The sequence below is a fragment of the Acidaminococcales bacterium genome (assembly GCA_031290885.1).
GTDB lineage: Bacteria > Bacillota > Negativicutes > Acidaminococcales > JAISLQ01 > JAISLQ01.
In genome coordinates, this window is the sequence record JAISLQ010000002.1 from 1 (window position 1) to 24,627 (window position 24,627).

Here is a 24,627-nt window from a genome sequence, read left to right on the forward strand (position 1 = left end):
CCGAGTTTAAAAGAAGTTTCAGATCTTTAAGCCCCAGCTTGCGCAAAAAGGCGGCCGCCAGCAGGATGAGTTCAGCGTCAACGTCAGGGCCCGGCAGTCCCACCGCTTCCGCGCCAAACTGATGAAATTGCCGGAACCGACCGGCCTGCGGCCGGTCATAGCGAAACATCGGCCCGATGTAATACACTTTGCAAAGCGGATTGTCCGCGTAAAGTTTGTTCTCAACATAGGCGCGGGCAACCGCCGCCGTGTTTTCCGGCCGCAGGGTGAGGCTGCGGCCGCCCCTGTCGGCAAAAGTGTACATTTCCTTTTCCACTATATCGGTCGTATCGCCAATGCCGCGCAGGAAGAGTTCCGTATGCTCAAAAACCGGCGTGCGGATTTCTTCATAGCCGTAGCAACAGCACACGGCGCGGACAGTATTTTCCAGATATTGCCAGCGTCCCGCTGCCTGCGGCAAAATGTCTTTCGTGCCGCGCGGCGCGCCTGTCAACATTAAATTCGCCTCCCGACTGTTTGTTGATTTGTTTATTTTACCACAAATTTTGCCCCCTGTTCAATACGCGGCGGCCGAATAAGCAAAATATCGAAAGCCTGTCCGCCGCCCTTTTTAGTTTGCCGCTTGCGTGTTATGTTATAATTATATTATAATAAGGAAAACTGTAGGAAACCCTCCAATAACTGATTGCGGCGCGGCGCCGAATGTTTTTTCGCCCGGGCGCCGGCCGGGCTTTTGCCTTGCCCTCGCAGGAGACAGCCGCCAGTATGTTTTTGCGCACCTACGGCGGCAACAGCTTTTGCCGCTATGCCCTGCGAAAAAATCTTTTGCCTTACTCCACAAGATACATAGACCAATAATGCTTGATTAAAGAGAGGTTTTATTTTGAGACGTTCCGACGATGTAAAAAAAGGCTCCACCCGAGCCGCCCACCGTTCAATATTTTATTCTTTGGGCTTTACCGAGGAAGATTTTGACAAACCGCTGATTGGCGTTGTCAACGCGCAAAACGAGATAATCCCCGGGCACCTTCATCTGGACCAGATCGCCAAGGCGGTCAAGGAAGGCATCTGGGCAGGCGGCGGCGTGCCTATGGAATTTCCCGCCATCGGAGTCTGCGACGGGGTGGTAATGGGGCACGATGGCATGAAGTACTCGCTGGCCAGCCGCGAATTGGTCGCCGACAGCATAGAGGCGGTCGCCTGTGGGCACCGTTTCGATGCGCTGGTGCTGATCCCCAACTGCGACAAGATCGTCCCCGGTATGCTCATGGCGGCGGCCAGGCTGAATATTCCAGCCATAATCGCCAGCGGCGGCCCTATGCTCGCCGGCCGGCTCAACAAGCAAAACATCGGCATAAGCAACGCCTTTGAAGCGGCCGGCCGTTTCGAGGCCGGGCTAATCAGCGAAGCTGAGCTGACCGCCGTGGAAAAGGCCGCCTGCCCTACCTGCGGTTCCTGCGCCGGCATGTACACGGCCAATACCATGAACTGCCTGTCGGAAGCTATAGGCATGGCCCTTCCCGGCAACGGCACCATTCCCGCCGCCTATACCGGTATGCGCACGGCGCTTTCGCGCCGGGCCGGCCAGCAGATCATGTTTCTTTTGCGGGAAAACATCCGCCCGCGCGACATTATGACGCCGGATGCTTTCAGGAACGCCATAGCCGTCGACATGGCGGTCGGCGGTTCCACCAACACCGCGCTGCATCTGCCGGCAATAGCGCATGAGGCGGGAATCGAACTGCCGCTTTCCCTATTCGATCAGATAGCGCGCCAAACGCCTTATCTGGCTTCGCTCAGCCCCGGCGGCAAACATTTCGTGCAGGAACTTGACGAGGCCGGCGGCATACAGGCGGTCATGAAAGAACTGTCCAAGAAAAAGCTGATAAATACCGGCTGCATTACCGTTACCGGCAAAAAAATCGGAGAAAATTTAAAAGATGCCGAAAATCTCGACCATGAAGTAATACATCCCATTGACAATCCCTACCGGCCTACTGGCGGGATCGCCATACTGCGCGGCAATCTGGCCGCCGACGGCGCGGTGGTGAAAGAAAGCGCCGTTGACCCGGAGATGCTTTCCCATACCGGCCCGGCGCGGGTATACGATTCCGAGGATGCCGCGATAGAGGCGATCCTCGGCAAAAAAATAAAAAAAGGCGATGTGGTGGTTATCCGCTATGAAGGGCCGAAGGGCGGGCCGGGCATGCGCGAGATGCTCAATCCTACCTCCGTCCTTTCCGGCATGGGCATGGGCAAGGAAGTCGCGCTTTTGACCGACGGGCGTTTCTCCGGCGCGACGCGCGGCGCCTGCATAGGCCATGTGTCGCCAGAGGCGATGGAAGGCGGCGTAATCGGCCTTTTGCAAGACGGCGATATAATAGAGATCGACATACCCAACCGCAAGCTATCGGCCAGGCTCAGCGAAGAGGACATTGCCCGCCGCCGCTTAGCCTGGACAAAGCCGCCGGCCAAAATAAAAAGCGGTTACTTAGCGCGTTACGCGCATTTGGTTATGTCGGCCAATACGGGCGCGGTTTTGCGGGACACCTTCGATCGCTGAACCAACCCGCAATCTTTTCAAAAAGAGACGGGGGGAATTATGTTGTGAAAAAATTTTTCTTAATCTTTGCGCTTGTTTTCGCCCTTTCGGCCTGCGGCATCGCTTCGGCTGAAATCGAGAGAACGGCGGAACCTTTCTCCGGCGCGATAACTTATACGAGCAAGTACATGTTTTCCGATGACAGCCGCAATATGCATTCGATAGCGCTGGTCAGGACGATTAAGCCGCTGCGCATCGCAACTGCCGCTAAAAAATTTGAGACGGACACTTATTTCCTGCTCAATTTCACGTTGCAAGACAATGCGACGCTCGGCGACACGTTCGACATAAAAGTTTCGGAGCGCTATATAAACGCCCTGCCGCTCTCTCCCGTCATGATCGGCGGCATAGGCTTGTCCAGGGCGCCTACCGCCCGCACCGGCCCCAAGGAATTGCCGGATATGACCACCGTTGCCATTGAAAAAGGCCAGGAGCTTATCGTCAGGGTGAATTTTTCGCCGCGCGGCAACGCCACTTACACAATACCCGAAGCAGTAGTCAAGGAATGGATCGAGGTATTGAAGATAACCGGGGAACAACCGCCGGACGAGCCAAAAAAGTAGTTGTTGCGCCATGCAATAAAACGGCTGTCACGACCATGAGTAAATCTGCGGTCAGGCAGCCGTTTTCTTGTGCGTTTGTATTTTAGCAACGCGGAACATAAGCGTATATTTTTTTATATTTTTGCTCAACGCGGTAACGTGGGTTGGCTTCTAAAATCAAATCGCGCAGTACCTGCGGGTCGTCCGGCAAGTGATAGGTGCAAACCGCCAGTTTAGGGGAAAACTCTTTCAAGACATTTCGTGCGCCTTTGAGCATTTGCCGTTCCGCCCCTTCAATATCCGCTTTTATAAAATCGACGCGCGGCAGGTTGTTTTCGCGGACATAGCTATCCAGGTCAATGGCTTGGATGGTTTCTACGGTTTCGCCGCGGCGGGCAGATAGCCGGAAACGCCCGCAAGGAAATTGAAACAGATACAGGAAAATCTGTTATAACAAAAAAGACTGCCGTTGATTTTTCGCGACTGCTTGGGGATGTCATTGAGGAAGCAGGCAAAAAGAACAATGATTAAGGCACGATGAGCAGTCAGCATATTGTGTATGGGATAATTTTCAATTTGATAGCAACTCAAAAAAACGGAGGTGCTTGTAATGCCGTCAACAGAGAAGCCTTGTCCTATATGTGGCAGCAAATTGAGCTGGTTTCTATCGAAAAAAAGTGGATCTGAACATAAATGTCCGCTTTGCGGGATGTTTTATTTGGAATATTTAGCAACTGAAATTCTAAAAAATTCGGAAAACACTGATGAAGGTAAAAAAATTGAGCGCATAAAATTGCGTTCAGCTATATTTTATTTTTTACGCGTAATATTAAAAAATCATAAAAACAAAGATACACATATAGCTCCTAAAATAATAGCCAGTAAAAAACGCAATGAGGAAAATCTATATCACATAGATGAAATCAGAAAGTATTATCCGTTGACAATGAGCAAGCGTATTGACATGGTAATGGCGCTTTTAGCCACCGAAATTGAAACTTTTAACACTTACATGCCCGCCTATCACAAAGCAGATGCGTATAACTACTGCTATTTTTATATGCCTGCCAATTCTGGCGAAAATGAAATTTCCCAAGAAGCCAAAGCAATGACTAACATGCTTAAAAAAAAGGGGTATATTGACTTCCAATCTCCATCCAACCAAGAAGAAATAACTTTTGCTTTAAAAGGCTGGAAGAAAATTGAAAAGTTTTCCCGGAAAAGCTGGAATGTCTTTGTAGCAATGGCTTTTTCGCCAAATAAAGATGCAGGCACTAAAGAAGAAAAAGAAAAGCAACAGTACATTATTGACAGAGCGGAGCATTGCATAAAACAAGCTTTTCAAGGCACAGAGTACATCCCCGTAATCGTCAAAGATAAGCAGCATACAAATTACATAATGACTGAAATCATAAATGATATTGAGTCAGCGGCTTTCGTAGTTGCTGATTTAACATTTCAAAAGCCAGGCGTTTATTTTGAGGCGGGCTATGCCAAAGCATTGGGTAAAGAGGTTATAATGACCTGCCACACAAGTGATTTTGACAATCGACATTTTGATGTTACGCAACACAATACCATTAAATGGGACATAGGCGAAGAAAAAGAGACAGAGTTCATAACCCGCTTGAAAAATATGATTTTCGCTATCGACAAAAGAATAAATTCATAAAAACAGATATATAGTAATTCAGTCTGATAATTATAAAGTCAGGTACAACGCAAAAAATATTGCGATACGGCGGTCACTACGTCGTCCTTCATCGACAAAATGTCAGCCAACTCCCGCTTCATGTTTGCCCAGATCTTTTCTATAGGGTTCAAGTCAGGCGAATATGCCGGCCGCCCTGCGCGTTTGAACAACAGGCGCAACCTGCCCGCAAAACCCCGCACGGCCAATATTACGATGATGCCCCGAACCAACCGCCCGGTACGCGAATAAAATCAACAGGCGCAAATCTTTTTTATGTGCCAGCGGTTGTCATTCACGGTGAAATTCTTTCAGCTGGATGTTTTCGCACTCCGTTTTTTCAAAAGTTACGGCAATTTGCGGATAATGTTGTTTGAAATAGGCCATGTTGCTTTTTTTATGCCCAAGCGCCTGGGATAAATAGCGCGCCGGCACGTTAAAGACGGCCTCCCCTTTGCCCCCGCGCCCCGCCAATATCGTTTCCATGGCTTTACGGCAGCGGCGGGCAGCGACAAGTTCGCCGAAAGCCGGATGGTATGGCCCGGCCAAAATAGCTCCCTGTTCCCGCAAGCCAGCATCGTCCTGCAGTCCAGTCCTGATAACCTTTATGCCGTGGCCGGTAACTTTGTCCGTAATGTAAGCGGCTTCTTCGACCGCCGTCTCCAGTTCCATCGCTTCAAGGCATCCTTTTGCCCATGCGGCGGCAAATTCCGTGCCGGCCAAAATGAGCAAAGGGTATATCCTAACCGTGTCCGGTTTTATTTCTATGACTTTTTCGACCGTCTCGGCAATGCTGCGCCAAGTCTGCCCCGGCAAGCCAACCATCAATTGCAGGCCGGTTTTAAGTCCGGCGGCGCGCAAAAGGCGCGCCGCGTCCATTACGCTCTGCGCGTCATGTCCGCGCCGGGCGAGAGCAAGCACCCGATCGTCCAAAGATTGGGCCCCTATTTCCACCAAGTCGACTTCATGCGCCAAAAGCCTGCGCACGACTTTTTTGTCAATATAATCAGGCCGCGTGGACAGGCGTATTGTATCAATTTTGCCTTCGCGCCGCAAGTTTTGCGCAATCCCCAGCAAATTTTCTTGGGTTTCTTCCGGCAACCCTGTAAACGAGCCGCCGTAGAAAGCTATTTCTTTTCCCTCGCCGCCCGGCCGCCATTTTAACCCTTCCGCGATTTGAGCGCGAACCGCAGGCAAAGAAAACCCCGCCCGCCGGTTTATGGCGCGCTGGTTGCAGAAGGCGCATCTGTGCGGACAGCCGGCATGATTTATAAAGACCGGAATAATATGCGGCATGACTACCCCCGGTTATCCGTCCCTTTTCGGGGCGAAACAGGCAACTGTTGAAGTGACAGTCGCACAACGCGCATTTTGCGTATAGCAGATCTATGGGCTTTCATAAACGCGCAATGTACGCATGATCCTTGCGCAATGTTTAATTGGCGGATGAATAATGCCAATAACGCCGCAAAGACGCCGCGATTTTAGCCGGGAAGCAACGCCGGGCCGTCCATTTCAGACAGCGCCAGCTTTGCCGCCGCCTGTTCAGCCTCTTTTTTGGATGAGCCTTCGGCCGAAGCGACAAGTTTGTTGTTAACAAGAACCGCCATTTCAAAAACTTTGTTGTGCCCCGGCCCGGACTCAGAAAGCAAAAGATAGCTGACGGACGAATTATTGTCTTTTTGCACCATTTCCTGCAATCTCGTTTTAAAGTCGTATTTATCTTCAGCAATGCCGGGCGAATCCAATTCCTGCCGCGTAAGGGAGACGGCCAGCTTGCTCGCCGCTTTCCAGCCGCAATCAATGTAACAGGCGCCAATGACCGCCTCCAAGGCGTCCGCCAGGATGGAACTGCGGTTTTTGCCGCCGGAGGCTTCTTCGCCTTTGCCCAAAAGTATGTAATCGCCAAGCGCGAGTGCCCGCGCGTAACCGGCCAAGGCCGACTCGCACACGACTTTCGAGCGCATCCTGGTCATCTCGCCTTCCGGCATGTCTGGAAATTTGTTGTAAATATAGGTGCACACCGCCATACTCAAAACAGCGTCGCCCAAAAATTCCAGCCGCTCATTGTCCCCCGGTTTGGGATTTGTTTTCGCTTCGTGCGCAAACGACGTATGCGTAAGCGCCTGGTCAAGGATGCCAATATGTCGCGGTTTTATATTGAGTTTTTGGCAAAGCTGCTCTAACAGGGCGTTGCGTTCCGCTTTTTTTCCCATAGTTGCTTCAATTTCTCTTTTTTATTGATATTTTTTAAAAATAAGCGTGGCATTATGCCCGCCAAATCCGAAGGAATTGGAAAGGGCGCAGTTGACTTTTTTCTTTCTGGCCACATTGGGAACGTAATCCAAATCCATCTCCCCGTCCCGGTTTTCATAATTTATGGTGGGGGGGATAATATCGTTTTTCAGCGTAAGCGCCGTCGCTATGGCTTCTATGCCGCCAGATGCCCCCAAAAGATGGCCGGTCATGGATTTTATCGAGCTTACGGCCAATTTTTTCGCGTGGCCGCCAAAAACTTCCTTGATGGCGTTTGTTTCGTTCAAATCGTTCATCGGTGTCGACGTGCCGTGCGCGTTTATATAATCAACTTCCTCCGGCGGAATGCCGGCGTCGTCCAGCGCCGCCCGCATACATTTCGCCGCTTGCAGCCCGCCGGGCGCTGGCGCCGTTACATGATAGGCATCGGCGTTCTCGCCGTAACCGATTATTTCCGCGTAGATGTCCGCGCCCCGGCGCAGGGCGCGACCGAGTTCTTCCAGTATGACTATCCCCGAGCCTTCGCCCATCACAAAGCCGTCGCGGTCACGGTCAAACGGACGGGAAGCCTTGTCCGGCTCGCCGTTTCTGGTGGACAGCGCCTTCATGGACGCGAACCCGCCGACGGCTATCGGCGAAATGGCGGCTTCCGTGCCGCCGGCCACCATGACGTCAGCTCCGCCGCGCGCAATAATGCGGAAGGAATCGCCGATGCAGTTCGTCCCGGTCGCACAGGCCGTTACCACACAAGTATTCACGCCTTTCAGCCCGAACATAATGGATATTTGCCCTGCCGCCATATTGCCGATCATCATGGGGACAAAAAACGGGCTGATACGGTCAGGCCCTTTTTCAAAAAGCACTTTGAATTGCCCTTGCAAGGTGTCGACGCCGCCAATCCCTGTGCCTACGCACGTCCCTATCCTGTCTTTGTCTTCTTTTTCCAGATTGATACGGGAATCTTCAAAAGCGAGCTTTGCCGCCGCGACGGCAAAATGGGTAAATCTGTCCATTCTTTTCGCTTCTTTTTTGTCTATGTAATTGCTTGGCTCAAAATCTTTTATTTCGCCCGCTATATGGCAGTTTATGGCGCTGGAATCAAACGAGGTTATAGTGGCTATCCCGGAGCGGCCTTCCACCAACGATGCCCAAAATTCTTCCCTGCCTATGCCGATCGGCGTGATTGCGCCCAAGCCTGTAACGACAACTCGTCTATTCAAAAAAAGCACCTCACACTATTATAGTTTCCACTTCGCGCAACAAACGGAAGAAAATTTCTCTTACCGGCAATATTTCTTTTATTTCGCTCATTCTCTCCCCCGTGAACACCAGCCCCGTATCCACGTCTCCCTGTTGCGCGCGGGTCAGGGCCCTTATTATGCAAAAACTTCTTGTGCAGCTTTTCAGGCAGGAATCGCAAACAACCGGCTTCGGCGCGCTGCCGGCAAGGGCTTTCACGGCAAACGGATTTTTCACGGCGCGCCCCGGATACCCCACAGGGCTGTCTATGAGCACAACGTCTTCGGGTTTTACTTTCAGATAAAATTCTTTTAAGGCAGGAGCGCCGTTGGCTTCGCAACTGGCCGCAAACCTGCTGCCCATCTGTACGCCGTCGGCGCCCAATCTGAGCGTGTCAACTATATCCTGGCCGGTTATGACCCCTCCGGCGGCAATAATCGGTATGTTAACGCTTTCTTTGACTTCGGGCAGAATCTTGCGCATGGAAAGATCCGTCCCCAAATGGCCGCCGGCTTCTTTGCCTTCCACCACCACCGCCGCCGCGCCAAGGCTCTGGGATATTTTCGCCAGCTTTGCCGTGGATACTATCGGTACAATCGGCGTATCGGATTTTTTGCCTATGGCAAACATATCCCGCGAAAAACCCGCGCCAGCGACAATGAGGTCAATGCCCTCACTGATGGCCGTATGCAAAAGACCCAGAAATTCCTTGGCGGCCACCATAGCGTTTATGCCGATTATGCCCTTGTTTTCCGTCAGCCGGCGGGCCAGCCGGATTTCTTTCCTAAGTTCGTCAAAAGCCATCCCAGAAGCGGCGATGAGCCCTATGCCGCCCTCGCGCGCAACAGCGGCGGCTAAACGCGCCGTAGACAATCTTATCGCCATGCCTCCCTGAATAATGGGAATGGACGCCACCAGATTGCCTATTTTAAGCGCAGGAAGTTTCACCCAAAACTCCTCCATTTGATAAAATCACCTTCAAGAAAGTCCCGATTTAACGGGACTTTCTTGAAATCAGCGCATCGTCGCCGCGCATTATGCCTGCTTTTCTTTGTCGATCAACTCGACCGCATCGCGCACGGTACGAATTTTCTCAGCGGTTTCGTCCGGAATCTCAATATTGAATTCTTCCTCGAAGGCCATAATGAGTTCGACAATGTCCAGGGAATCCGCGCCCAAATCATCAATAAAAGTAGAGTCCATAGTAACTTCCCCGGCGTCCACGCTAAGTTGTTCCACTGTGATTTCTTTAACTTTATCAAAAGTGTTCATAATTTCACCCCCTTCCAAAGCTCGTTCTGCAGGCTGAATATGGATTATATGATATTACATTACCATGCCGCCATCAACATGTAAAGTTTGGCCTGTAATGTATTTTGCCGTTATTAAAAACAAGACCGCTTGCGCCACGTCCTCCGCCTGCCCCAATACGCCGAGGGGGATTGTTTTTGCTATTTCTTCTTTGTTTTTTTCCGAAAGAGCCGCTGTCATGTCCGTTTGGATAAAACCGGGCGCAACGGCGTTCGCCGTAATGTTGCGCGAAGCCAGTTCTTTGGCTACCGCTTTGGTAAACCCGATAACTCCCGCCTTGGCCGCCGCGTAATTGGCCTGGCCGGCGTTGCCGTTTACTCCGACGACCGAGGTCATATTGACAATGCGGCCGTATTTTTGTTTCAACATAAGTTTTGTTGCCGCTTTGGTGCAATTATACATGCCCGTAAGGTTTGTTTCTATGACCGCCTCCCATTCTTCGTCTTTCATGCGCATAAGTATGTTGTCTTTTGTTATTCCCGCGTTGTTCACCAAAATGTCAATACGGGAAAACTCCCGCAATATCGCCCCGATCATCTCCGCAACCTGCGCGCCGTCCGCGACGTTGGCCTGGACGGCTATCGCTCTGCGCCCGAAGGATCTGATAATCTCACAAGTTTCTTGCGCCGCGTTATGGTTGCCGGCATAGTTTACCGCGACTTCAGCGCCTTCTTTCGCCAGCAGTATGGCGCAGGCGCGCCCTATGCCGCGCGAGCCGCCGGTAACGAGAGCCGTCTTGCCTTCCAATAACATCCGCATCCGCCTCCTTAAGGTACGAGAAATTTTTCCAGGCTTTGTACGTCAGATACACTGGCCGCCAAAACTCCGGGGACTATTTTCCGGGTAAAGCCGCAAAGTGCTTTCCCCGGCCCCACTTCCACAAAGGTTTCAACGCCGCTTTCGGCCATAGCCCGCGTAAGGCTTGCCCATAGCACCGGGCTTGCCGCCTGTTTTATCAGCAGGGCCTTGATTTCGTCTTTATCGGTCGCCGCCTGGCCTGTTACATTGGAGTAAACAGGTATCCGGGCGTCGCTGAACTCAATTTCGTTTAAAAATTCACCGAGCTTTTCCGCCGCCGGCAAAAGCAACGTACTATGAAAAGGCGCGCTGACCGGAAGCAACGACACCCTTTTCGCACCATTTTCTTTAAGCAGCTCAATCGCGCGCTTCACCGCTTTGGCCGCGCCCGCGATAACCACTTGCCCCGGGCAGTTAAAATTTACCGCCTGCACTATGTGCCCGGCTTTTTCCAGCGTCCGGCAGATCTCGACGATTTTATTCTCCGTCATGCCCATTACCGCCGCCATAGCGCCATCGCCAACGGGAACGGCTTCCTGCATCAGCCGGCCGCGCTCGCGGACAACCCGCGCCGCGTCGGCAAAACTTATAACGCCGGCCGCCACCAGCGCGGAATATTCACCAAGGCTGTGCCCGGCGGCCATGTCCGGCCTGACGCCCTTTTCGTTCAAAACGGCACACAAGGCGGCGCTTACGGTCAAAATAGCCGGCTGGGTATTGACGGTCAAACGCAACTCTTCTTCCGGCCCCTTGAAACAAAGTTCGCTTACAGCAAACCCAAGAGCCTCGTCCGCTTGCGCAAATATTTCGCGCGCGGCGGAGAAGCTATCGTAAACATCCTTTCCCATGCCGGCGTATTGTGCGCCCTGCCCCGGGAAGATAAACGCTAAAGACATTTTTCTTTTCCTTTCAAATTGCCGTTGAATTTGCTGCCGTCCTCGAATACGCGCGGCAGGGCAACAATCATGTTTTGTATTATTTCGCGCACGCTTTTTATTTCTTTTACCATCCCGGACGACTGGCCGGCCATGACCGAACCAAACAGCACATCGCCGTCGCGGGCCGCAGCTTTCAGCTTGCCGGCGCCAAAGGTTTCCAATTCTTCCGCGTTGACGCCGGCTTTTTCCATTTCGGCGAATTTTCTTGTCAGCATGTTTTCCAGTACCCTGACCGGATGGCCCGTGCTTGTCCCCGTAATGACCGACGTCCGGTCTTTGGCCTTGAGAATGGCTTTCTTATAGTTTTCATGCGCGATACATTCATCGGATGCGACAAAGCGAGTGCCGATCTGTACGCCCTCCGCGCCGAGGCACAATGCCGCCGCCAAGCCGCGCGCGTCGCTTATGCCTCCAGCGGCGATAACCGGGATGTCCACGGCGTCCACTACCTGCGGTATCAGGCACATAGTAGTTACCGTCCCGATATGCCCCCCGCTTTCATGGCCTTCAGCAATCAGGGCATCCACCCCCGAACGCGCGAGCCGGGTCGCCAAGGCGACGGACGCCACAACCGGCACGACTTTTGTTCCGATTTTTTTGAGGGCGGGAATGTATTCAGCCGGATTGCCGGCGCCTGTCGTAATAACTTTTACTTTTTCTGCCAGTACCACTTGCATTACATCTTTCACAAAAGGAGAACGCAACATAATGTTAACGCCGAACGGTTTCAATGTCAGCTTTTTGGCTTTTTGTATTTCCTCGCGCAAGACCGCCGCCGGCATATGCCCGGCACCGATGATCCCCAGCCCGCCGGCATTGGAAACGGCGGCCGCCAGTTCGCTTGTCGCTACCCAAGCCATACCGCCCTGGACAATGGGATATTTTATTTCAAAAAGTTTGCAGACGCGGTTTTCATACACTTAGCATTACTTCCTTCCTGATTAAACACTCGGTTAAGGAAACACCCAACAATCCCGCTTGCGGGGCACTGCGTCGAAAGACTTTTTCGCCCGGCATAACGGCAACAGTTTCCGCCGCCACAGACGCACAAAAAGCTACTGCCTGCATCCTCTGCGAAGGCGGGCGCCGAATTTGCGATATAAGGCGAAGCCCCTGCCCCAAACGGGAAAATGTTCGCGGCAGTGCCGCCGTGCATTATCAGAGGTTGCCTTCAATAGACCATTTGAGGAGGCAACCCGCCCAGGTCAGCCCGGTGCCAAAGCCAATCAGCAAAACATTGTTTCCTTTATGGACAAGGCCGTTCTCCCACGCCTCGGCCAGCGCTATCGGCACGGAAGCGGCGGAAGTATTGCCGTATCTTTCGACATTTACATAAAATTTTTCTATCGGAAGCCCCAGCCTTTTGGCCGCTGATTTTATTATGCGGCCGTTCGCCTGGTGCGGTATGACGATATCAATGTCGCCGACCGCGATACCCGTCCCTTTGAGTACGTCAAATGCTACTTTCGGCACAATGCGCGAAGCAAATTTAAATACTTCGCTCCCGTCCATATGTATAGCGTGAAGATTGTTGGCGACCGTTTCCGCCGTGGCGGGCATACGCGACCCGCCTGCCGGCATTTTTATAAAATTGCCGCCCGCCCCATCGGAACCAATTACGCTGTTAATGTAACCATAGCCGTCAGGCGCCTCGCCGATAACGGCCGCCCCCGCGCCGTCGGCGAAAAGGACACAGGTATTGCGGTCTTTCCAGTTTAATATCCTGGAAAGGGTTTCCGCGCCGATTACAAGGATTTTTTTGTGCGCGCCGGCGTTTACCATCTGACAGGCAACCGAAAGGCCGTACACAAAACCTGAACAGCCTGCCGACAAATCAAACGCGCCCGCGTTTACGGCGCCGATCCTGTACTGCACAATACAAGCGGTGGAAGGAAAGAGCGTGTCAGGCGAAAGGGTACATACTATCACCAGGTCAATCTCGTCCGCTTTTACGCCGGCCCTGTCCAGCGCCTTTTGGCCGGCGGCAAGAGACATGTCCGAAGTCGCTTGGCCGGGGGCCGCTATGCGCCGTTCTTTTATGCCTGTACGTTCCGTAATCCATTTGTCGCTGGTGTCAACCATTTTTTCAAGATCCTGATTTGTCAGGACGTTATCGGGAACGCTGTAGGCAACGCCAAGCACCCCGGCTTGTTTGAATTGTCGCATATTATGCTTCTTTCGCCTCCACGATGGCTGTTTTTATATGTTCGAGGAGATTGTTGTTGTTAAATTCAATAGCCACTCTCACGGCGTTGCGAATGTCACGCGCCTTAGAGCTGCCGTGGCATATTATGAAAGTGCCGTTGACGCCAAGCAAGGGAGCGCCGCCATATTCGGCAACGTCAATTTTTTTCCTGAGCGCACGCAAGGCCGGGAACATCAGCAGAGCCGCTATTTTGGTCAAAATTCCGCCCCGCTTTATTGTCTCCCGTAAAAGCTGCATAATGACGACCGCCAGCCCTTCGGCGAATTTCAACAGGATATTGCCGACAAAACCGTCGCAGACAACGACATCCACTTTGCCGTTGGTAACGTCCCGCCCTTCGGCGTTGCCGATAAAATTGACGCTTTTCAACCGCCGCAGCAATGGATATGTAGCTTGCGCCTGTTCGTTGCCCTTCGTTTCTTCCTCGCCTATGTTAAGCAGCCCCACGCGCGGATTCTTTATCTGCAGCACATGCCTGGCGTAAAGCGATCCCATAATAGCCGCCTGTGCCATGTGCTGCGGTTTGCTGTCAACATTCGCGCCGGAATCGACGACTACTGTTGTGCCGCTTTTATTGGGTATGGGCGTCGCGATGACCGGGCGCTCAATGCCGGCTATCCGCCCCAGGCCCAAAAGCGCGGCGGCAACCGCCGCCCCCGTGCTTCCGGGGGAAATGACCGCCTGGCATTTGCCTTCTTTCAAAAGTTTGGTCGCCAAGACGACGGAAGCGTTCTTTTTTTTGCGTACGGCAACACTCGGGTACTCATGCATGTCAATGACTTCGTCGGCATGGCAGATGGAAATCTTTGAACGCGTCAGCGCGTGTGTTTTTTTTTCGTCAAGAATATTTTCGATCTCTTTTTCATCGCCAACTAAAATTACTTTGCAGCCAAAATCATTCACGGCATCAATCGTTCCCTGCATTATTTCGCTTGGGCCGTAGTCCGTGCCCATAACATCGACCGCTATTTTCATTTTGCGTTGCCCTCTCCGCCGGCCAAAGACAGCACTATAAATTTTGCCCTGAATACTTCATGTTCGTCGTTTCTGATTTTTACCCAGATGAAATATTTATTGCCGCGCTTACGTATAACTTGGGCTTTGGCGACAAGCCGGTCGTCGCCGTAGGCCGGTTTCAGGTATTTTATGTTCGCGACACCCGTCAGGGCCGCCGGCGCGTCGATTACGGCCAAGGCAAGCGTATTGGCCTGCGCGAACATGTAGTGCCCCCTGACTGCCCCACCTTTGCTTACGGTCATGTCCGGGCTTACGCGCATCACCGAAATGCCGCTTGCCCCCGGCTCCATGTCAATAAGTTCGCCAACTATGTCGCGGCTGTCAACAGCTTTCAGTTTCACCTGGGCACGAGCCGCCATTGCCTTCACGCGTTCGCGCAATTCCGGAATGGCGAGGCATATCCTGTCAAGCCTTATTGTCTGTACGCTTACTGACAATTCGGCGGCAAGCTGTTCATCGGTATAAAATGGATTGTTCTGCAAGATTTCCCGCAAAAGCTCCTGTCGCCGGACTTTTTTCGCCTGTTTCACAAATCATCACCCGGTATTATTACTTGCTGCTAATATAATGCTAATTATAATAAGAGACAATTTAAATGTCAACAAAAACCAAAACGGCCACAAGTTTTTCGTTTAATTATCTAAGCAACCGCTGATTAATTGCCGACCTGCCCGTAAAATTGTATGGCGCATAGCAATTCAGTCCAATAATTATAAAGCAAGGTGTAACGCAGAAAATATTGCGGCATGGCGGACACCAAGCCGTCCGTTCCCGGCAAAATGCCCGCCAACTCCCGCTTCATGGTTGCCCTGGCCTGTTCTATGGGGTTCAAGTCAGGCGAATGTGCCGGCAAAAACAGGACGCGCGCCCCTTGCCTCCTCGCCAATTCCTTGAGCTTCTTCTTTCGGTGGAAGGCCGCCCTGTCCAAGATCGCAGATCTTGCGCGAAGGTCGACCTCTTCTTGCCGCTTGCTCCGGTCGCAATAGGTCGCCGCCGCAATCCCGAATACTTCTTTCAGCTCGGCGAAGCAAAATTAAGGAACAAAAAACCGTATGTTTGCCTCTAACCTGCCCGGCGCGAAAAGGCTACCTCTCGCCGCCTTTTCGGGAAACGGCTGCGGCCGCCCTCTCAATTTCTCTCCTAGCGTCTTTTTCCGCCTGATCGCTGCGCTTGTCGTACAATTTTTTGCCGGTAGCCAGCCCCACCGCCACCTTTACCTTGCCCCGGCGCATATACAATCTCAACGGTACCAGCGTGTACCCTTTTTCCCTTACCTTGCCAATCAGTTTGTTTATTTCCGCCCGGTGCAGCAACAGCTTGCGCGTCCGCAAAGGGTCGTGGTTAAAACGGTTGCCTTCTTCATAAGGGCTTATGTGCAAGTTGTAAAGATACACTTGCGCGCTTTTGTCTACTTGCGCGTAGCTGTCCCGCAGGTTGGCCTTGCCGGCGCGCAGCGATTTTACCTCCGTGCCGGTAAGCGCAATGCCCGCTTCATAGGTGTCGTGTATAAAATAGTCGTGCCTGGCTTTACGGTTTTCCACCAATATTTTTATATCGTCCGCCGTTTTCATCGTCATTGCCTTCTTTGGGCGGGTTTTTTGCTTGCCGCCGCAGAGCCGGATTGGCCGGCGCCCGCTTTTTTTTCTCCGCTTTTGGTTTTTTTGCCGCCATTTTTTTTGCCGGCCGTTTTATAAGCGCGCAAGCGCTCCAATGCAGCATCCCGCTCCGCCAGTTTACGTCCGGGCAGCACGAAATCGACCGTCCGGCCGGCGGCGCTTGCTTGCAATACCTCCACGCTTATCGGATCGCCCAGCCGATAGACCTTGCCCGACCCTTCCCCGACAAGACGGTATTCGCTATCAATGAAAACATAATAGTCATCCGTCAGGGCGGACACATGCAGCAACCCTTCCACGCCGCTTTCCAGTTCCACAAAAAGGCCGTAAGAAGTAACTCCGCTTATGTGTCCGGGGAAAACCTCGCCAATATGCTCACGCATGTATTCCGCTTTTTTAAGATCCTCCACCGCCCGTTCAGCCGCTTCCGCGACCCGTTCGCGGCGGGAGGAATGAACGGCGATTTCCGGCAGAGATTTTTCCAGTTTTTCCCGCCTTTTCGCGGCCAATTTGCGTTTCAGGGTTTCCTTGAGCAGCCTGTGTATGACAAGGTCAGGATACCGCCGTATGGGCGATGTGAAATGGGTGTAGTATTTGGAAGCCAGTCCAAAATGGCCGCTGTTTTCCGCGCCATACTCAGCTTGTTTCAAGGAGCGCAGCATAACCTTCGCTATGAGTTTTTCCTCGCTTTTGCCCGCTATCTTGCGCAAAATTTTCTGCAAGTCGCTTGGCGAAACTTTTTTCGCACGCGTAAGCCTTAAGCCAAAGGTTGCGAGCAACCCGGCCAGCGCCGCCATCTTTTCCTCATCCGGCTGCTCGTGCACACGGTAGATTGCCGGTATCCGCCGTTCAAAAAGGTGTCTTGCCACGGTTTCGTTGGCTTTAAGCATGAATTCTTCAATAATTCTTTCCGCCGCCGTGCGTTTGACTAATTTTACTTCCGTTGGCCGCCCGTTGGCGTCCAGCCTAATCTTTTGCTCGGGAAAATCAAAATCCACCGCGCCGCGCTCCATACGTTTTTCATGCAAGAGCGCGCTCAAAGCGTCCATTTTCCGCAACATGCCGAAAAGGCGCGGTTCCATGCCCGCCGGCGGCGCCCCCTCCCGCAACGCTTCCCTTACCGCGCTGTACGATAGGCGCTTGCGCACTTTTATCACCGCAGGAAACAATTCGTAATCTGTTATCTGCGCCTGCCCGTTTATTTTCATCTCGCACGCCATAGCCAGCCTCGGCTCATCGGCGTTGAGGCTGCACAGGCCATTGCTCAGGCGCTCGGGCAGCATAGGCAGGACACGGTCGGCCAGGTACACGCTGGTAGCGCGCTCGCGCGCCTCTTTGTCCAGCGGGGAATCTTCCTGCACATAATAGCTGACGTCGGCTATATAAACGCCTAGCAGCCAGCTTCCGTCAGCTATTTCCTCCAGCCTTACAGCGTCGTCCAGATCCTTGGCGTCGTCTGAGTCAATGGTTACGATCAGGCGGTCGCAGAGATCGCGCCTTTTGGCAAACTCCGTCTCCTCTACGGCTGAATTTGCCTTATCGGCATCTTCCAGCACTTTTTTCGGAAAAGCGGTCGCCAAGCCATGCTGTTTTATGATCGCGAGCACGTCAAGCCCTTTGTCGCCCTGGTCTCCCAGCACCTCCACGATGCGGCCTTCGGCGTTTTTGCCATCCTGCGGCCAAACAATGAATTCCGCCACTACCTTCTGCCCGTCTTTGGCGCCGCCAAAATTCTTTTTCGCGATAAAAACGTCCTGCGTTATCTTTTTGTCATCCGGCGCAACAAACGCGAAAGAGCCGCGTTGGACGAAATTGCCGACAACGGTAGTGTTTGCCCGTTTAAGTATCCTGACGATCTCGCCTTCCGGCTTGCGGCCGTGTGACCGGCCGCTGACGCGCGCAATCACGCGATCGCCGTTCATCGCGTCCGAAAGGCCGCCGGGCGCAATAAAGATGTCCTCCATTTCTTTGCGTTCCGGCAGGACAAAACCAAAGCCTTTGCTATTTAAAGATAATGACCCAACCACCAAATTCATTTTTTCCGGCAACCCGTAAGTGCCAAAGCGCGTACGCACTATCCGCCCGGCGTCAAGCAGTTCTTTGACGGCCGCCCAAAACAGCTTTAAGTCTGCCCCGGCAAACTCGGGGCTTTCCAATATCTCTTCTTCCGGCATGGGCCTATAGGCTGATTTTTCCATTAATTCCAGCAATTTGCGTTCAATGTCGTTTTTCTTCATGCCAATATGATTTTCCCTTTTGCTTCGGCGGCCAGCGACCCGCCCGAAAGAAAAATTTCCCCTTTCATTTCATACAGCCGCCCTTTCCTTTTGAGGACGGAAGATTCCGCTTTCAGCGGCTGACCGATAGGCGCAGCCTGCCGGTAGCGCAGTTGCAGCCTGGCGGTAAAAGCTTTCTGCCCGGTCAATTCATAAACATAGTCGCCCATAACCTCGTCAAGCAAAGCGGCTATTATACCGCCGTGCACCATTCCATCATATCCCTGGTGCTCGCGCCTCGGCGTGAAAACGGCGCTGTATATTCCCTGTTCAAGGGTAAACTCCAATTTGAGCCCGGCCGGATTGTCCCGGCCGCAGCCAAAACACCACGGATATTCTTCCCGCATTTTCATCCCCTCCAAAAGGCCGCGCGCCGACAATGTTTTTGCCGAACGTGTTTCTTGCCGGCGGCGACCGCCGCGTTCCGCGCCAGTCGCCGCCAACGGGGCATTACGGCAAAATTATATCATTTTATGATGAAAATAGCTAATGCTGTTCTCAGATTGAAACATGAACCGGATTTGCGAGATAATTTGCCGCCCTGCGCGGCGCAAAACGGCGGCGAATTGTCCATAACGCCAGTATAGTGTTAATTTAAGAAGATTATAACTTTTTTCTTTGGCATAAAGCGCAAAAAGAAAAACAACGCGGCCCAAAGGGCCGCGCCGCGAAACGCGCACATGTCATTTGATAAGCAGCTCGGTTATAATGCCGCCGTACTGTCCGATCAACGGCGCAAAAACAAGCGACACTATCGTCATCAATTTTATCAGTATGTTCATGGCCGGGCCGGACGTGTCCTTGAAAGGGTCGCCGACCGTGTCGCCGACCACGCTCGCTTTGTGCGTTTCGCCGCCTTTGCCGCCGTAAACGCCTGACTCAATATATTTTTTGGCGTTATCCCAGGCCCCGCCGGCGTTAGCCATCAATATGGCGAGCAAAACGCCGGTAGAAACCGCGCCGCCAATCATCCCGCCGAGAGCTTCCGTCCCGAACAAAAATCCCACGATCAGCGGCGCGAGGATAGCCATGACGCCCGGCAGCATCATTTCATGTATGGCCGCCGCAGTAGAGATTTCAACGCATTTGGAATAATCGGCCTTGCCTTTGCCTTCCAAGAGTCCAGGGATTTCGCGGAACTGCCGGCGCACTTCGTCAATCATTTGATTGGCGGCCTTGCCGACAGATTCCATGGTCATGGCCCCAAACAGGAACGGCAAGGTAGCGCCGATGAAAACGCCGACCAGTGTCAGCGGGTTTAAAATATCAATGACTTTAAGGCCAACAACCTGCGCATAAGAAGAAAATAGCGCGAGCGCGGTAAGCGCCGCCGACCCTATGGCGAAGCCTTTGCCGATCGCGGCCGTAGTGTTGCCGACAGAATCAAGTTTGTCGGTAATTTCCCTCACTTCATGCGGCAATTCCGCCATTTCCGCAATGCCGCCGGCGTTATCCGAAATAGGGCCGTAAGCATCGACGGCAACCGTCATGCCGGTAGTGGCCAACATGCCGATCGCCGCAAGCGCTATGCCGAAAAGCCCTTTAGCCGGATCAGCCAAGCCGTCCATGGAGAAAAAGGATACTATAATGCCTACGCAAATAAAAAACATCGGCCAAAACGTGGAGTACATGCCAACCGCCAAGCCGGATATAATGGTCGTGGCCGCCCCCGTCCGGGATTGTTCGGCGATCCTTTTGACCGACTTATAGTCGCTTGAAGTATATATTTCCGTAACCTTTCCAATTAAAAGGCCAACGATCAAGCCCGCGAAAACCGCGTAAAAGGCATTGAACCCGCCGAACACTTTAAAACTTAGGTACGCCGAAGCCACGGTGGTAAGGCCGCCCGCCACGTACGTGCCGAGATTGAGCGCCGCCTGCGGATTTTCGCCCTTGCTCCTTGAGGCGACAATCACCCCGAAAACCGAAGCGATGATGCCGGCGCACATCAAAGCGAAGGTGTAAAATATCCCATGTCCGTCAGCATAAACAATGCTGCCGAGCGTAAGGGCAGAAACGATGGCGCCCACGTAAGACTCAAATAAATCGGCACCCATGCCGGCAACGTCGCCCACGTTGTCGCCGACGTTGTCCGCTATGACGGCGGGATTACGCGGATCGTCCTCCGGTATGCCCGCCTCCACCTTGCCAACGAGATCGGCGCCAACGTCAGCCGCCTTGGTGTAAATGCCGCCGCCGACGCGGGCAAAAAGGGCGATGGACGATGCGCCAAGGCTAAACCCGGTAACTATGGCGATTTCAAATTTAAACACATAGCACACAACCGCAAGGCCCAGTATGCCAAAACCAACGACACACATGCCCATGACCGCGCCGCCGGAAAAAGCTATTTTGAGCGCGCTGGGCATATCGCGGCGAGCCGCTTCCGCCGTGCGGACATTGGCTTTGGTCGCCACTTTCATGCCAAAATAGCCGGCCAAAACAGAAAAAATCGCCCCCAGGACAAAACAAACGGCGGTATAAACCGACAGGAAAGCGCTTATTATCAGCGCCGTAATCACGACAAATGCCGCTAAATACTTATATTCGCGGTTTAAGAAAGCCATGGCCCCTTCATGAATGTAACCCGCTATCTCCCGCATGCGTTCGTTTCCGGGATTGGCGCGGCTAATCGCCGAGGCGAGCGAGTAAGCAAAAAACAAAGCCATAAACCCTACGACAATAGGTAAAACAAGTTGATTTTCCAAGTCAGATTTGACTCCTTTCACTGATCATAAGAGTTTGACGAACACAAAATGCCGCCGTCCGGCTTGTTGAACGAGACTTCGTTAAGCACAAGGGCCAAATCCCCGCCGAGCCCACGCCGAACTTAGCCGCCCTTCGCAACCCGCCGCCCCAGAGCCGAAAACTTGGGGCGGGTTCGTTCGGTGTTGAAAGAAAGGCGCAGCAAGCGGATGAAAAAATCATCCTTTGGCCTCAAACCATTGTCAATTTAGCCAAAAGCACGTTGATCACGCCGAAAAGCACGGCCAAGGCCATAGTAGCCTTGTAAAGCAAAAGATCCACGCCTTTCACCTTGCCGCCAAAGAGCGCGTCCGCGCCCCCGTCTATCGCGCCAAGCCCGGCGCTTCTGCCGGGCTGCAATATAACGACTACGATAATTAAAACGGCAATTAACGCATCAAGCACCAGCAATCCTGTAACCACAACAATCTTTCCTCCTTAACCGGCAAATCCGGCAAAACAAGCGCAAGCGCCCACGCGGCGGCCGTATCGCGCCCTTTTACGCAAACTGGCTGCGAACATTGTGCCCCGGGCGGTTTTACAAGGTATAATCCGCCGCCCCAAAAACAGGGGCGCGCTGAATCCGCTATGTTGCATTTTAACATATACGGCAAAGGTTTACAATACTATTTATTAACTTGACACTTTTTGTCGTTTTTGCGCCGTTTTTTGCGCCGCCTTGCCCAGCGAAAACGCCGAATACAAGGGCAAGAAACCGCCGCCTTTGGACGAGGCCCCGCTGCTTAAACGGAAAGAGGACTTGGCGGCGGAAGATATCGGAGCGATAGACCGCGCCATCGGCGAAATCATAGAAGGCCGGACGGACGATGCCGCAAAGGAAACGCTGACTCGCGCCGAGGGGCGCGTTTTGGTATCGGATATTGCCGGCGCCGGCAATATCCTGCGCGGTTGCTGCAAAGGAAAGATCGTTAGTGGCAAACGATGCGAAATTTTACGACAAACGCGACAATCCTGCGAAAGACGAAACTTCGGCGGCGCGGCTGTTTGGGCGAGGGTTTGCGAAAGCGCCTCCTTTGTGTTAGCATAATATCAGGGCATGTTTGAAAGCTCTATTTGGCCTTTTTGCCGCTAATTTTCCGCTCCGCTGCGGCAGTTTCCCGGTAGACTTTCTCCGGCATGCGCCGCCAACGCTTCCCGGCGCGACAAAAAATTGTCTTGGGAATATACCGAAAGCGAGTTTTTAAACACCTTCAAATTCTGAAAAAAGCAATTTTTACCGAAACAATTTTTTTGTTTTTAAAAATGCCGAAACCCCAAGAGGTGAAAAGAGAAATGAAAGAGTTCAAAACCCAGATGCAGGCGGCCAGAAGGGGCATTTTGACGCCAGAGATGAAAGTTGTGGCGCAAAAGGAAAACATTGCCGCCGCAAAGATTATGGAACTTGTGGCAAGCGGCGCGGCGGCCATTCCGGCCAATGTCAACCACCGCTCCCTTTCCGCCGAAGGGGTGGGCGGCGGACTTAGAACCAAGATAAACGTCAATCTTGGCGTTTCCGGCGACTGCCGGGATTATGATCTGGAAATGCGCAAAGTCGATCTCGCTTTGAAATTTGGCGCCGAGGCGATCATGGATTTGAGCAATTACGGCGAAACCAATGTTTTCCGCAAGCGGCTCATTGAGCGCTCGCCGGCCATGATCGGCACGGTGCCGGTATATGACGCCATAGGTTATCTTAAAAAGGATTTGCAAGACATTGCCGCGCAGGATTTTTTGCGGGTTTTACGCGCGCATGCCCAAGAAGGCGTTGATTTTATGACCGTCCACGCCGGCCTGACCAGAAAGAGCATCGAAGCTTTCCGGCGCGGCGGGCGCATTGTCAATATCACCTCGCGCGGCGGCGCCTTGTTGTTTGCCTGGATGGAAATGACCGGGAAGGAAAATCCATTTTTTGAATATTATGACGACGTGCTGGAAATATTTCGTGAATTTGACGTAACAATAAGCATAGGCGATGCCCTGCGCCCGGGCTGTATCGCCGACAGCACGGATGCCGGGCAGATAAGCGAGTTGATTGAGATCGGCCATCTGGTAAAGCTCTCTTGGGAACGCGACGTGCAAGTAATGGTGGAAGGGCCGGGGCACATGGCGATAAACGAAATCGCCGCCAATATGGTTTTGCAAAAGCGCCTCTGCCATAACGCGCCTTTTTATGTTTTGGGGCCACTGGTTACAGATATAGCGCCAGGATACGACCACATCACGTCCGCGATCGGCGGCGCTATAGCGGCGGCAGCGGGGGCGGATTTTCTTTGCTATGTAACCCCTGCCGAACATTTGCGGCTGCCGGACTTAAAGGACGTCAAAGACGGCGTCATTGCGGCCAAAATAGCCGCCCACGCCGCCGACATAAGCAAGAATGTGCCCGGGGCGCGCGATTGGGACAATCGCATGGCTTCGGCAAGATATGAGACTGACTGGGAAAAAATGTTTGAACTGGCCATAGATGCCGACAAAGCGCGGGAATACCGCGAGAGCGCGCCGCCATCCGATTTGCATACCTGCTCGATGTGCGGCAGGATGTGCGCGCTAAAGATAACAAGGGACATTCTGGCAGGCAAAGGCGCAAGCTTGGGAAAATAGCGCGCCTTGAAGGTATCCCATTAAAAATTTGTTCTGATGAGCAGTTCTGTTTTAAATTCTTTTTTGAACCAGTCAAGATTGCCGCGCAACTCGTCCAATTCTATACGGGTCGATCCATCTATGGCAACGCCCAATACTGCCCGCCCGTCGGCCAATATGTCCGGGAATACGTCTTTGACGGCGTTGGTTTCCGTAAAGTCAAGATTTTCGGCCATAGCCAGGATCACCGCCAGTTTACGGGCGGCCGCTATGTCTTTTTCGCTCAGAAAATCTTTGTATATCCCGCGCTGAAGATTTTTCATGGACACGCTGTTGTGCCAGTTGGCGACAAGCGCGGCCATTATCTGCTCACGGTGGGTCACTCCCATGAGCGGGGCGTTTTCAATCAGGTAAGCGCTGTGCCGCGGATGGAAATAATAGTTTATGCTGATGCCAAGGTCATGCAGGGCGGACGCTATATAAAGCACTTTGAAATCGTCGCCGCCCAGTTTGTGCAATGATTTCCAAGCCGCAAACATTTTTTCCGCCAACAAGGTTACCTTGCGCGAGTGAGCGGCGCGGCCCACGGTAAAAGACATCATGTTCTCCACGCTCTCTTTTAAAATGTTTTCAACCATCGCCGGGCGGCCAAGACGCCGCAGATAGTAGTCGTAAAACATCCCTTCGCGCAGGCCGCAGCCCGATACGATAATCTCCTTGCTTTTGGCTGTGGAAATAAGCGTGTTTATGATGGTTACGCCGGCCAAAATGAGATCGGCGCGTTCGCTGGTGAGACCGGGGATTTTTTGTC

The 24,627-nt window shown here is 52.7% G+C and carries 25 protein-coding genes; 4 read left to right on the top strand and 21 right to left on the bottom strand.

Annotated features, from left to right (window positions below; translation table 11 throughout):
• Positions 1–496, bottom strand: a 496-nt coding sequence (locus LBO03_00115; GenBank protein MDR3348003.1) for an ATP phosphoribosyltransferase regulatory subunit, incomplete at its 3' end; no start/stop codon positions are given.
• Between the two features lie 387 nt (positions 497–883).
• Between LBO03_00115 and ilvD the strand changes: the two genes are divergently transcribed.
• Both ilvD and LBO03_00125 read left to right on the top strand, forming a co-directional pair.
• Positions 884–2,563, top strand: a complete 1,680-nt coding sequence (gene ilvD / locus LBO03_00120; GenBank protein MDR3348004.1) for a dihydroxy-acid dehydratase — start codon at positions 884–886, stop codon at positions 2,561–2,563.
• A gap of 44 nt (positions 2,564–2,607) precedes the next feature.
• Entirely contained in the window at positions 2,608–3,165 is a 558-nt protein-coding gene (locus LBO03_00125; GenBank protein MDR3348005.1) for a hypothetical protein, read from the top strand.
• An 82-nt stretch (positions 3,166–3,247) separates the two neighbouring features.
• Here the strand turns inward: LBO03_00125 and LBO03_00130 are convergent, their stop codons facing one another.
• Entirely contained in the window at positions 3,248–3,577 is a 330-nt protein-coding gene (locus LBO03_00130; GenBank protein ID MDR3348006.1) for an FkbM family methyltransferase, read from the bottom strand.
• Positions 3,578–3,862: 285 nt separating this feature from the next.
• Here LBO03_00130 and LBO03_00135 point away from each other — a divergent pair, with 285 nt between their 5' ends.
• Positions 3,863–4,816 (top strand): nucleoside 2-deoxyribosyltransferase, encoded by a 954-nt coding sequence (locus LBO03_00135; protein MDR3348007.1) that lies wholly within the window; start codon positions 3,863–3,865, stop codon positions 4,814–4,816.
• Positions 4,817–4,854: 38 nt separating this feature from the next.
• Here LBO03_00135 and LBO03_00140 read toward each other — a convergent pair whose 3' ends face one another.
• From LBO03_00140 to secG, 18 genes are all read right to left on the bottom strand, one after another.
• The gene (locus tag LBO03_00140) at positions 4,855–5,037 is read right to left on the bottom strand and encodes a transposase (GenBank protein MDR3348008.1); all 183 of its coding nucleotides are present in this window, start codon (positions 5,035–5,037) and stop codon (positions 4,855–4,857) included.
• A gap of 88 nt (positions 5,038–5,125) precedes the next feature.
• Positions 5,126–6,130 (bottom strand): radical SAM protein, encoded by a 1,005-nt coding sequence (locus tag LBO03_00145; protein MDR3348009.1) that lies wholly within the window; start codon positions 6,128–6,130, stop codon positions 5,126–5,128.
• 188 nt (positions 6,131–6,318) lie between these two features.
• On the bottom strand, positions 6,319–7,050 hold the full coding sequence (gene rnc / locus LBO03_00150) for a ribonuclease III (protein ID MDR3348010.1): 732 nt from the start codon (positions 7,048–7,050) through the stop codon (positions 6,319–6,321).
• Between the two features lie 21 nt (positions 7,051–7,071).
• Complete coding sequence (gene fabF / locus LBO03_00155; GenBank protein ID MDR3348011.1) at positions 7,072–8,319, bottom strand: beta-ketoacyl-ACP synthase II; 1,248 nt, start codon at positions 8,317–8,319, stop codon at positions 7,072–7,074.
• A 1-nt stretch (position 8,320) separates the two neighbouring features.
• A complete protein-coding gene (locus LBO03_00160) occupies positions 8,321–9,277 on the bottom strand; it encodes a nitronate monooxygenase (protein ID MDR3348012.1) in 957 nt (318 codons plus the stop codon).
• 87 nt (positions 9,278–9,364) lie between these two features.
• On the bottom strand, positions 9,365–9,604 hold the full coding sequence (locus LBO03_00165; GenBank protein ID MDR3348013.1) for an acyl carrier protein: 240 nt from the start codon (positions 9,602–9,604) through the stop codon (positions 9,365–9,367).
• A gap of 51 nt (positions 9,605–9,655) precedes the next feature.
• The gene (fabG, locus tag LBO03_00170; GenBank protein MDR3348014.1) at positions 9,656–10,393 is read right to left on the bottom strand and encodes a 3-oxoacyl-[acyl-carrier-protein] reductase; all 738 of its coding nucleotides are present in this window, start codon (positions 10,391–10,393) and stop codon (positions 9,656–9,658) included.
• Positions 10,394–10,407: 14 nt separating this feature from the next.
• Complete coding sequence (fabD, locus tag LBO03_00175; protein MDR3348015.1) at positions 10,408–11,334, bottom strand: ACP S-malonyltransferase; 927 nt, start codon at positions 11,332–11,334, stop codon at positions 10,408–10,410.
• Positions 11,325–12,296, bottom strand: coding sequence for an enoyl-[acyl-carrier-protein] reductase FabK (fabK, locus tag LBO03_00180; GenBank protein MDR3348016.1), 972 nt, complete (start codon positions 12,294–12,296; stop codon positions 11,325–11,327). Before fabK ends, fabD begins: the two co-directional genes overlap by 10 nt.
• Before the next feature lie 238 nt (positions 12,297–12,534).
• Entirely contained in the window at positions 12,535–13,542 is a 1,008-nt protein-coding gene (locus tag LBO03_00185) for a ketoacyl-ACP synthase III (protein ID MDR3348017.1), read from the bottom strand.
• Position 13,543: 1 nt separating this feature from the next.
• Positions 13,544–14,557, bottom strand: a complete 1,014-nt coding sequence (gene plsX / locus LBO03_00190; GenBank protein ID MDR3348018.1) for a phosphate acyltransferase PlsX — start codon at positions 14,555–14,557, stop codon at positions 13,544–13,546.
• Positions 14,554–15,129 carry a transcription factor FapR gene (fapR, locus tag LBO03_00195; GenBank protein ID MDR3348019.1) on the bottom strand — a complete coding sequence of 192 codons (576 nt, stop codon included), beginning with the start codon at positions 15,127–15,129 and terminating at the stop codon, positions 14,554–14,556. Before fapR ends, plsX begins: the two co-directional genes overlap by 4 nt.
• A 125-nt stretch (positions 15,130–15,254) precedes the next feature.
• Entirely contained in the window at positions 15,255–15,527 is a 273-nt protein-coding gene (locus tag LBO03_00200; GenBank protein MDR3348020.1) for a transposase, read from the bottom strand.
• A 157-nt stretch (positions 15,528–15,684) separates the two neighbouring features.
• Complete coding sequence (gene smpB, locus LBO03_00205; protein ID MDR3348021.1) at positions 15,685–16,170, bottom strand: SsrA-binding protein SmpB; 486 nt, start codon at positions 16,168–16,170, stop codon at positions 15,685–15,687.
• Between the two features lie 2 nt (positions 16,171–16,172).
• The gene (rnr, locus tag LBO03_00210; GenBank protein MDR3348022.1) at positions 16,173–18,452 is read right to left on the bottom strand and encodes a ribonuclease R; all 2,280 of its coding nucleotides are present in this window, start codon (positions 18,450–18,452) and stop codon (positions 16,173–16,175) included.
• The gene (locus tag LBO03_00215; protein MDR3348023.1) at positions 18,449–18,838 is read right to left on the bottom strand and encodes a PaaI family thioesterase; all 390 of its coding nucleotides are present in this window, start codon (positions 18,836–18,838) and stop codon (positions 18,449–18,451) included. The genes rnr and LBO03_00215 overlap by 4 nt, the downstream gene beginning before the upstream one ends.
• 336 nt (positions 18,839–19,174) lie before the next feature.
• Complete coding sequence (locus tag LBO03_00220) at positions 19,175–21,199, bottom strand: sodium-translocating pyrophosphatase (protein ID MDR3348024.1); 2,025 nt, start codon at positions 21,197–21,199, stop codon at positions 19,175–19,177.
• 229 nt (positions 21,200–21,428) lie between these two features.
• Positions 21,429–21,659: a preprotein translocase subunit SecG gene (secG, locus tag LBO03_00225; GenBank protein MDR3348025.1), complete on the bottom strand. Its 231-nt coding sequence runs from the start codon at positions 21,657–21,659 to the stop codon at positions 21,429–21,431.
• A gap of 870 nt (positions 21,660–22,529) precedes the next feature.
• On the opposite strand from secG, the gene thiC reads away from it, so the two are divergent.
• The gene (gene thiC, locus LBO03_00230) at positions 22,530–23,837 is read left to right on the top strand and encodes a phosphomethylpyrimidine synthase ThiC (GenBank protein MDR3348026.1); all 1,308 of its coding nucleotides are present in this window, start codon (positions 22,530–22,532) and stop codon (positions 23,835–23,837) included.
• Positions 23,838–23,857: 20 nt separating this feature from the next.
• On the opposite strand, the gene LBO03_00235 is transcribed toward thiC, so the two are convergent.
• Positions 23,858–24,627 (bottom strand): Ppx/GppA family phosphatase (locus tag LBO03_00235; GenBank protein MDR3348027.1); only part of this gene is annotated, 770 nt, incomplete at its 5' end.

Coding starts and splice junctions, on each gene's coding strand:
- fabG (MDR3348014.1), bottom strand. CDS start 10,393: ATGTTATTGGAAGGCAAGACGGCTCTCGTTACCGGCGGCTCGCGCGGC.
- rnr (MDR3348022.1), bottom strand. CDS start 18,452: ATGAAGAAAAACGACATTGAACGCAAATTGCTGGAATTAATGGAAAAA.
- LBO03_00215 (MDR3348023.1), bottom strand. CDS start 18,838: ATGCGGGAAGAATATCCGTGGTGTTTTGGCTGCGGCCGGGACAATCCG.
- rnc (MDR3348010.1), bottom strand. CDS start 7,050: ATGGGAAAAAAAGCGGAACGCAACGCCCTGTTAGAGCAGCTTTGCCAA.
- fabD (MDR3348015.1), bottom strand. CDS start 11,334: ATGTCTTTAGCGTTTATCTTCCCGGGGCAGGGCGCACAATACGCCGGC.
- thiC (MDR3348026.1), top strand. CDS start 22,530: ATGAAAGAGTTCAAAACCCAGATGCAGGCGGCCAGAAGGGGCATTTTG.
- smpB (MDR3348021.1), bottom strand. CDS start 16,170: ATGAAAACGGCGGACGATATAAAAATATTGGTGGAAAACCGTAAAGCC.
- LBO03_00185 (MDR3348017.1), bottom strand. CDS start 13,542: ATGCGACAATTCAAACAAGCCGGGGTGCTTGGCGTTGCCTACAGCGTT.
- LBO03_00145 (MDR3348009.1), bottom strand. CDS start 6,130: ATGCCGCATATTATTCCGGTCTTTATAAATCATGCCGGCTGTCCGCAC.
- plsX (MDR3348018.1), bottom strand. CDS start 14,557: ATGAAAATAGCGGTCGATGTTATGGGCACGGACTACGGCCCAAGCGAA.